Genomic DNA, 8,968 nt, shown 5'->3' with positions numbered 1-8,968 from the left:
GGCGACGCCCGCCAGGCCGGCGTCGGCGCGGCGGACCGGACGCCGCGCGGCCACGACGGGTTCAGCTCGGCCGGCCGGACGCCCACCCCGGCGCCGGCCGGCGGGTACCGGACGACCGCGCCGCCCCGCCCCGGCGACCCCGCACCGGGGCTGGCCGACGGGCTGGCCGGCGTGCAGCGGATGGCCACCCGGCGCGGCCTGGTGGTGATCGTCTCCGACTTCCTCGACGGCCTGCCCGACGACCCGGCGGCCGCGGCGCCCTGGGAGGCGCTGCTGCGCCGGCTCGCCGTACGGCACCAGGTGCTCGCCGTCGAGGTGACCGACCCGCGCGAACTCGAACTGCCGGACGTCGGCCTGGTCACCCTGGTCGACCCGGAGACCGGCCGGCACCGCGAGGTGTGGACCGGCGACCGCGACCTGCGCGAGCGGTACGCGGAGGCCGCCGCCGCCCAGCGCGACCAGGTACGCCAGGCGCTGCGCCGGTCCGGCGCCACCCACCTGGCGCTGCGGACCGACCGGGACTGGAGCGCCGACATCGTGCGGCACGTGCACACCCAGCGCCGGCTGGCCGCCGCGCCCGCCGCGACCCGGGGAGGTACCGCGTGACCTGGCAGTCACCCGGCCGGCTCTGGCTGCTGCTCGGGGTGGCCGGGCTCGTCGTCGGTTACCTGGCGATGCAGCGCCGGCAGAGCCGGTACGCGGTCCGCTTCACCAACCTGCGCCTGCTGGACCGGGTCGCGCCGCGGCGACCGGCCTGGCGCCGGCACGTGCCGGCCGGCCTCTTCCTCGCCATGCTCGCGCTGCTCGTGGTCGGCTTCGCCCGGCCCAGCGCGGAGGTGCGGGTGCCTCGGGAGCGGGCCACCGTGATGGTGGCCGTCGACGTCTCCACCTCGATGCTCGCCAGCGACGTCGACCCGGACCGGCTGACCGCCGCCAAGGAGGCCGCCCGCCGGTTCGTCGACGGCCTGCCCGACGAGTTCAACGTGGGCCTGGTCGCCTTCGCCGGCAGCGCGGCGGTGCTGGTGCCGCCGAGCACCGACCGGGACGCCCTGCACGAGGGGATCGGCCGGTTGGCCGAAGGGGTCACCGGCGTCCAGGGCACCGCCATCGGGGAGGCGATCAGCACCTCGCTCGGCGCGGTGAAGAGCCTGGATGCCAAGGCCGCCAAGGACCCGCCGCCGGCCCGGATCATCATCCTCTCCGACGGGGCGAACACCTCGGGGATGGATCCGATGGAGGCCGCCGCCCAGGCGGTGGCGGCCAAGGTGCCCGTGCACGCCATCTCGTTCGGCACCCCGTCCGGCTTCGTCGACCGGGGCGGACGGGCGATCCAGGTGCCGGTCGACGGCCAGACCCTCAAGGCGGTGGCCGAGGAGACCGGCGGCGGCTTCCACGAGGCGACCAGCAGCTCCGAGCTGCGCAACGTCTACGAGGACATCGGCACATCGGTCGGCTACCGGAAGGAACGGCAGGACGTCTCCGCCCGCTTCATCGGCCTGGGACTGGTCTTCGCCCTGGGCGCGGCCGCCGGATCACTGCGGTGGTTCTCCCGGCTGCCCTGAACCGCCCCACCGCAACGGCAGGACGGCACGACACGTGAGGAGCCAGGCATGGCAGTGCAGACCGGACTCGGCGAGCCGCGCGGCCCGTGGTTCGTCTCGCCGGAGCTGGATCCGGACGGGCGCGGGCGGTGGGACGTACCCGGCTCCCCGCGGGGCTCCGGCGGCGGGAGGTGGCGCGGCCGGATGCTGACCGCGCTGGCGGTGGTGGCCCTCTCCACCGTCTCGGGCGCGGCGGCCGGCAGCTGGGTCGCTGGTCACGACGCGCCGGGCCCGGCGGCGGCGTCCGCCGCGCCGGTACCGGCCGAGCTGACCACCGCCGCCGAGAAGACCGTGCCCGGCGTGGTGTCGGTGATGGTCGGCGGCACCTCCGGCGCCTCGGCCACCGGCTCCGGCTTCGCCATCGACCACGAGCAGCACATCGTCACCAACGACCACATCCTGTCCCGGGGCGGCTCCGGCCCGGTCACCGTGGAGACCTCGGACGGCCGCCGGTTCAGCGCGCAGGTGGTGGGCCGGGAACCGAGCAGCGACCTGGCGGTGCTCAAGGTGCCGCCGTCGGCGGGGCTGCCGCCGCTACCGCTGGCCAAGCCGAACTCCACCCGGGTGGGGGAGCCGGTGCTGGCGGTCGGCTCGCCGCTCGGCCTCGCCGGCACCGTGACCGCCGGAATCGTCAGCGCGCTCAACCGGCAGGTACGCATCGGCAGCGGCCGGCACACCGCGGTGCAGACCGACGCCTCCATCAACCCGGGCAACTCCGGTGGGCCGCTGGTCAACGCCCGCGGTGAGGTGGTCGGGGTGAACACGGCGATCGCCACCATCGACGGCAGCGGCTCGATCGGCATCGGCTTCGCCATCCCGATCGACCAGGTCCAGCAGACCGCGGACACCATCATCGGTCGGGGCGGCTGAGCTGCGGAGTTCCACGGCGGGCCGGCCGGGACTAACGAAGTGTCGGATATCCGCCGTGGAGCCATCGGGCCATGGAAATATCACGCTGGGTATGGATACTGGCGTGGGTGGAGCAAGCTGTCATCGCGGCCCTCCTCCTGGTGGGCCTGGTCATCGGCGCCGGCGTCGGCGCGGCGTACGCCCGCGCGAAGCGGGGCTGGAAGGACTACCACACGGCCCGGAACCTCGTCCCCGGTATCCGGCGGAACGCGTGGGTGGCGACCCGCGCGGTGGTCGTCAAGGTCGGCGTGATCGCCCTGCTGCTGTTCGGTGCGGCCGCGTACGCGGCGGCCGGCTCGGACCACGAGCGGGCCGATCCGGCGCCCACTCCGACCCGGACCGCCACCCCGAGCCCGCAGCCCCGGCGCTAGCCTCGGGGAGTGGACGACGGATTGCGGGTGACCGACCGGATCGTGGTTCCCGCGGCCGAGCTGCGGGAGCGGTTCTCCCGCTCGTCCGGCCCCGGCGGGCAGGGGGTCAACACCGCCGACTCCCGGGTCGAGCTCAGCTTCGACCTGGCCGGCTCGCCGAGCGTGCCCGAACCGCTGCGCGCCCGGGCCCTCGACCGGCTCGCCAACCGGCTGGTCGACGGTGTGCTCACCGTCGCCGCCAGCGAGCACCGGGCGCAGTTGGCCAACCGGGAGGCGGCCCGCGAACGGATGGTCGCCCTGCTGCGCGAGGCGGTCGCGCCACCGCCGAAGCCCCGCCGCCCGACCCGGCCCTCCCGGGCCGCCAAGGAACGCCGGCTGGCCGAGAAGAAGCGCCGGTCCCAGCGCAAGCGCGACCGCCGGGTGGACGGCGACTGACCCCGGTCCGGCTCAGCGAAGGCTCACCAGCTGCCCGCCGGCCCGCTGCCGGCCGCGCACCACCTCGAACGAGGTGAAGGCCAGGCACACCGCCGCGAGCAGGCCCAGCGCCAGGAGCGCCGCCAGCGACGTGGTCACCGGCAGCAGGGCCGCGACCACCAGCGCCTGGACCACCCGGGAGGGCCGGAACCGCCCGGTCAGCCGCCGGCCGAACGCGAGGTCGCCGAGCAGGTAGAGGAGCACGCCGCCGAAGAGCGCCACATGGCCCACCAGGTACGGCGGTGGCCCGAACTCGAAGAAGCCCCGGCTGCCCAGGGCCGAGATGGTCTTGCGCAGACCGAGCGAGACCAGCACGATCCCGGCCACCATCGGCAGGTGCAGCCAGGTGTACGCGTCGCGGGCCAGCCGGGTACGCTGCCCGCCCCGCGCCGCCGCCAGGGCCCGTTCCCCCTCCGCGCTGCGCCAGCCGAAGTAGACCCACCACAGGCTGGCCAGCAGGGCGGTGCCCAGGAACGCCGCCACGATGATCCGGGCCGAGATGGGCGTGTAGACCACCGCGGAACCCATCGAGATCACCGCCTCGCCGAGCCCGATGATGATGATCAGGGAGTGCCGGTCGGTCCAGTGTTCGGCCGAGCCGATCCGCAGGTGGCGCAGGCCGATCCGGGCGTTCCCGCCGAAGTCGACCGCGATGGCCGCCAGCCAGAGCGCGACCTGCACCGGGGTGATCCGGTGGAGGTCGGTTACCGGCCGGGGCACCAGCGCGGCGGCCAGCAGCAGGGCGAGCGCGATCAGCGTCGGCAGGGCGGTGGCCACCGGCGGCGTCCGCCAGCCCGGGTCCTGCCACGCCACCAGCCCGAACGAGGCCAGGTGGAGCAGGCGGATGGCCGCGTAGCAGGCCACGAAGACCAGCGGCCCGGGCAGACCGCCGAACGCGTCGGCGAACGCCTGCGGGCTGGCCAGGGCGATCAGTGCGGTCAGCGTCACCACCAGGACCATGACCAGGCGCACCGCGGGACTCTCCGCGCGCACCACGGCGGCCAGCCAGGCGTACCCGCACCAGGCCAGCCAGAGGATGGTGAGCACGAAGAGCCCCCGGGCCAGGCCGGCCCAGGTGGGGTCGTCGGACATCAACGCCGCCACCTGCAGGAACGCGTAGACGAAGACCAGATCGAAGAAGAGTTCCTTCGGGGTGACCCCGGCGTGCTCGTGGGCCGGGGCGATCTGCGCGTGCAGTCGCCGGTGCCGCATCCGGAAGACGGTCACGTCGGCCAGCGCCATCGCGCCCACCAGCGCGGTGAGCAGGGCCAGCTGGATCAGCACCGGCAGGTGCGGGGCGAGCGGGGCGAGCAGCGCCACCAGCAGCAGACCCAGGACCGGCGAGCGACCGAGGAGGCGCAGCGTACGGAGCTCGAAGAGGATCAGCCCCAGCAGGTAGAGCGCCACCCCGCCGTAGAGCACCAGCGGTTCGAGGCCCGGCGTGGTGGTCTCGCTGCCGGGGTGCACGCGCAGATCCCCGAGCAGCTTCTTGAGCCCGAGCGCCAGCAGGATCAGACCGGCCATCATCGGCAGGTGCAGCAGGCTGTACGCGTCCCGGCCGAGCCGGTTACGGCGCTCCCCGGAAACCCGCTCCAGAGCCTGCTCTCCCGCGAACCGGGCCACGTCGAAGTAGGTCCACCAGAGCCCGCCGGCCAGCGCGACCCCGAGCAGCGTCCCGATCAGCACCTCCGGGGTCAGTGGCTGCGCGACCGCGACGCCCTGGCTGAGCCCCACCGAGATGATCGCCTCGCCGAATCCGATCAGGATGATCAGGCTGTGCCGCTCCGCCCAGTACCGGCTCGAGCCGATCCGCCAGAGATCCGACCCGATCAGCAGCGCCGCGCCGTACTCGACGACAACCGTGCCGGCGACCAGCGCGAAGCGGATCCACTCCCGGGCCAGCGGGTCCTCGATCCAGCCGGGCACCAGCGCGGCGGCCAGCAGGAGCAGCGCGGCGGCCAGCACCGGTGGCCAGGCCTGGCGGAGCAGCCGCCGGCTCTGTCCGCTGGTCGCGCTGAGGGTGCCGACCGCGAGGATGGTGGTCCGGACAGCCAGGTAGCTGAGCGCGAACACGACCGGCCCGGGCAGCCCGCCGGGGCGGTCGAGGAACGCCTCCCGCACCGTCAGGGCCATCACGAACAGTGCCGCGCCGAGTCCGAACGTCACCACCGGCATGACGCCCCGGTCCAGCCGGACCGCGTTGCCGAGCCAGGCGAACGACGCCCAGCACCACCAGAGCAGCACCAGCAGCAGCAGACCACGCGGCAACCCCGCGGCGTTGAGCTGCTCGGCGGTCACCCCGGTCACGTTGAGAAAGGCGAAGACGAAGATCAGGTCGAGGAAGAGCTCCAGCCGGCTGACGACGCCCTCGGTGCCGGCCACCTGGATTCGACCGACGCCGCCCACCACCTCACTCTGCCAACGCCATACCGGGACTCACCGGTAATCGGGCACAAACCGGCCGACCGGTGAAAATGGTTTGAGGCAGCGCGGCCCCACGGCTCACAATCCGCCGCGTGCCGACCGACTTCTCGATCAAGCCCACCCTCACCGGCGTGCGGGTGGTGCTGCGTCCGCTCACCGCCGACGACGCGACCGTCTTCCAGGCCATCCTGGCCGACCCCGAGGTGGTGCGGCTGACCGGCAGCGCGCCGGGGGAGCGGTACTACCTGGACCGGCTCCGCGACTGGTACGGCAGCCGCAGCGCGCAGACCGACCGGCTGGACCTGGCCGTGGTGGATCGGTCGACCGGCGAGTGCGTCGGCGAGGTGGTGCTCAACGAGTGGGACGCCGACCACGAGACCTGCAACTTCCGGACCCTGATCGGACCGGCCGGGCGGGGACGGGGATTGGGCACCGAAGCGGTCCGGCTCATCGTCGGCTACGGCTTCGAGCAGCTCGGCCTGCACCGCATCGCCCTGGAGGTGTTCGCGTTCAACCCGCGGGCCCGCCGGGTATACGAGAAGGTCGGTTTCGTCGCCGAGGGCACGCTGCGCGAGGTGCTGCGGGACGGCGACGACCGGGTGGACGCCACCGTCATGTCGATCCTCGCCCCGGAGTGGGCGCGACACCGGGGACACCCGGCGGGCTGATTCCGTAGCGCGGGACCGGGTTGAGCGGGCGGCGTCGAACCGCTCCAATGCGTACGGGAGCACCGGGCCGTCACCGACCACCACGTCACGTGACAGGAGTCCCGTCGCCATGCTCCGCAAGCCCCTGCACATCGGCGGGTGGACCGTGCGGTTCACGCTGCCCGACGGCCAGCGGATCACCCAGGCGTGGGGAGCCGAGCTGACGCAGAGCGGCACCACGGTGACCGCCCGGAACGCCGGCTGGAACGGCGCCCTGGCCCCACGGCTCGGCGTGCCGCGTGTCACGGGCGCCCGGAAGCCACGCTTCGACGCCACCCGAGTCGATCATGTCGCCGGGCCTGGTCGGCGGGTCGGGGACCGGCCGGGTCAGGCGGCGTCCGGCGCGGAGCGGTCCAGCGCGGCGAGCAGCCGGGCCCGCAGCACCGCGGCCCGCTCGGCGAAACCGCGCTGGGCGGTCACGTACTCGGCCCGGCCCTCCGGGGTCTCCACCCGCACCGGCGGGTAGCCCAGGTCGGCCAGGTCGTACGGGCTGGCCCGCATGTCCAGGGCGCGGATCTCCCGGGCCAGCGCGAAACACTCGGCGACGAGTTCCGACGGCACCAGCGGGGAGAGCTTGTACGCCCACTTGTAGAGATCCATGTTGGCGTGCAGGCAGCCCGGCTGCTCCAGCGCGTGCTGGCTCTCCCGGGTCGGGGTGAGCAGGTTCAGCGGCCGGGCCGGCGCGGTGAAGAACCGGAACGCGTCGAAGTGGCTGCACCGCACGCCCCGCTCCTCGACGACCGCGGCGGTGGCCGCCGGGCTGAGTCGCAGCGGCCAGGCGTTGTGGCGCACCTCGTCCTGGGTCTGCCGGTAGACCATCGCCCACTCGTGCATGCCGAGGCAGCCGAAGTGGGCCGGGCGGCCGGCGGTCGCCGCGAGCAGCGTACGGATCCAGCGGACCGAATCGGCGCGCCGGGCGCGTACCCGCTCGGTGTCGAGGGTGAGCCCGGCGGCGGTGGCGGTGTAGTCCGGGCCTAAGCCGGCTCGGTCCGCGTCGCGCAGCACCACTCCCGCGCCCGGGTGCCAGCGGCGCAGCTGGGCGGGGCGGTACGAGTAGTAGGTGAAGAGGAAATCCTCCACCGGATGCTTCACCCCGGACCGGCGGCGGGCCAGGTGCGGGGCCAGCCAGGCGTCCACCCGCTCCTCGTGTGCCCGTCGCCGGGCCTGCCAGTCGGCCGCGTCGAGGGCGGCGTCGGGGGCGAGGGCGGCGGTCACGGACCCCAGGGTACGACCGCCGCCCCGGCCCCGGTCAGGGCACGTCCACCCGGACCCCGGCCGAGAAGACCCCGCTGCGCAGCTCCAACTGCTTCGGCGGATCGCTGCCGTGCACGGTGAAGACCAGGGGCAGGAGCACCCGGCTGCCCGCGGCGACGGGCTTGGCGAAGACGTCCTGGCCCAGGTTGGCCACCCGGGTGGCGTCCTCGTCGGCCGACACCCAGTTGCCGCCCGGCAGGTAGGCCCGCTGCAACTGGCCGTGCCAGGTCTGCTCGTCCGGGGTGAGGTTGCGCACCCCGACGGTGGCCAGGCACTGCCGGTCACCCGGCTTCGGCACCGGCAGGCTCGCGATGCCGCAGGTCACCCGGTAGACGGTGAACTCGAACGCGGTCTCGCGCAGCGGGACCCCGAGCGTCCCCGAGACGCTCTTGCCCATCCACGCGCCGCTGGTCGGCTGCTTGGCGGTGTCGATCGCGGCGACCCGCTTGGTGGCGGTCCACCCGGCGGCGCCGACGACGGCCGCCAGCACGACCACCGCCACCCCGACCATCGCCCAGACCGGCGGGTTGCGGCGCCGGCCGGCCACCGCCGGCATGGCCGCGCGCGGATAGAGCGCGCCCCGGCCCACCGGGCCGGCCGCGCCGCCGGCGAGGGTCGGGCCGCCGGTCGGACCGCCCGGAGCGAGGCGGCCCCGCTGCCGGCGGCGGCGCCACCACCACCCGAGGCTGCCGCCGACGATCACCAGGGCCGCGACCAGGGCGGCCAGCAGCACCGGCGGGCGCCGCCAGGTGGGCGCCGCCGCCACCTTCGTCGCCGGGACCGCGGCCGGTCCCGTCCAGGTCGCCGTGGCGCAGTCGTACGCCCGGGTGCCGTCGGTGCCGTACACGCAGGTGGGCGCGGTCACCGAACCACCGCCGGTGGTCGTGGTCAGTGCGGTGTGCAGCGTCGTGGTGCTCTGCGCCGGCAGCCGCAGCCGCCAGGTCACCTCGTTGGTCCCGCTCGCCCCGATCGGGGTGCTGGCGTGGCCTCCGCCGGTCACCGTGGTCGCCCGGGACCCGGTGGGCAGTCCCTGCCGTACGGTCGTCTCGACCATGCTGTTCCCGGCGTTGCGCACCGCGATCCGGTAGCCGGGCGTCGGGGTGTTCGCCGCGGTGACCGCGACGGTGACCGGCGGCGTCGACATCTGGATCGGGGGCGCCTTCGTCGGCGCGACCGCCGGCGGGGCCGCCGGCACGCCGGTCGGGATCGGGGTGGCGCGCAGCGCCGG

Annotated in this window: 9 protein-coding genes and 1 pseudogene; 7 read left to right on the top strand and 3 right to left on the bottom strand. The window is 74.7% G+C overall.

All coding sequences use genetic code 11. The annotated features are described in order from the left end of the window. The 5 genes from ACWEVO_RS20995 to arfB form a co-directional block, all read left to right on the top strand. Nucleotides 1-606: DUF58 domain-containing protein (locus tag ACWEVO_RS20995; protein ID WP_452309216.1), on the top strand; the 606-nt coding region annotated here is incomplete at its 5' end. Beyond that, nucleotides 603-1,562, top strand: coding sequence for a VWA domain-containing protein (locus tag ACWEVO_RS20990; protein WP_452309215.1), 960 nt, complete (start codon nt 603-605; stop codon nt 1,560-1,562). The genes ACWEVO_RS20995 and ACWEVO_RS20990, both read left to right, overlap by 4 nt. 48 nt (nt 1,563-1,610) lie before the next feature. Further along, nucleotides 1,611-2,471, top strand: coding sequence for a S1C family serine protease (locus tag ACWEVO_RS20985; protein WP_452309214.1), 861 nt, complete (start codon nt 1,611-1,613; stop codon nt 2,469-2,471). A 107-nt stretch (nt 2,472-2,578) separates the two neighbouring features. Then, entirely contained in the window at nt 2,579-2,881 is a 303-nt protein-coding gene (locus ACWEVO_RS20980) for a hypothetical protein (protein ID WP_452309213.1), read from the top strand. Nucleotides 2,882-2,890: 9 nt separating this feature from the next. Further along, nucleotides 2,891-3,316, top strand: a complete 426-nt coding sequence (gene arfB, locus ACWEVO_RS20975; RefSeq protein ID WP_452309212.1) for an alternative ribosome rescue aminoacyl-tRNA hydrolase ArfB — start codon at nt 2,891-2,893, stop codon at nt 3,314-3,316. Nucleotides 3,317-3,328: 12 nt separating this feature from the next. Here arfB and ACWEVO_RS20970 read toward each other — a convergent pair whose 3' ends face one another. Then, nucleotides 3,329-5,761, bottom strand: coding sequence for a low temperature requirement protein A (locus ACWEVO_RS20970; RefSeq protein ID WP_452309211.1), 2,433 nt, complete (start codon nt 5,759-5,761; stop codon nt 3,329-3,331). A 110-nt stretch (nt 5,762-5,871) separates the two neighbouring features. Here ACWEVO_RS20970 and ACWEVO_RS20965 point away from each other — a divergent pair, with 110 nt between their 5' ends. Continuing rightward, nucleotides 5,872-6,447, top strand: a complete 576-nt coding sequence (locus ACWEVO_RS20965; RefSeq protein WP_452309210.1) for a GNAT family N-acetyltransferase — start codon at nt 5,872-5,874, stop codon at nt 6,445-6,447. 109 nt (nt 6,448-6,556) lie between these two features. Continuing rightward, a pseudogene (locus ACWEVO_RS20960) lies at nt 6,557-6,697 on the top strand (cellulose binding domain-containing protein); the annotation flags it as partial. 116 nt (nt 6,698-6,813) lie between these two features. Here ACWEVO_RS20960 and ACWEVO_RS20955 read toward each other — a convergent pair. Next, nucleotides 6,814-7,701, bottom strand: coding sequence for a 3-methyladenine DNA glycosylase (locus ACWEVO_RS20955; protein WP_452309209.1), 888 nt, complete (start codon nt 7,699-7,701; stop codon nt 6,814-6,816). A 34-nt stretch (nt 7,702-7,735) separates the two neighbouring features. Then, nucleotides 7,736-8,962 carry a hypothetical protein gene (locus ACWEVO_RS20950; RefSeq protein ID WP_452309217.1) on the bottom strand — a complete coding sequence of 409 codons (1,227 nt, stop codon included), beginning with the start codon at nt 8,960-8,962 and terminating at the stop codon, nt 7,736-7,738. Between the last annotated feature and the right edge of the window lie 6 nt (nt 8,963-8,968).

The organism is Micromonospora sp. NPDC003776 (assembly GCF_053605645.1).
This window is presented reverse-complemented; position numbering and strand designations above follow the sequence as displayed.

Coding starts and splice junctions, on each gene's coding strand:
- ACWEVO_RS20985 (WP_452309214.1), top strand. CDS start 1,611: ATGGCAGTGCAGACCGGACTCGGCGAGCCGCGCGGCCCGTGGTTCGTC.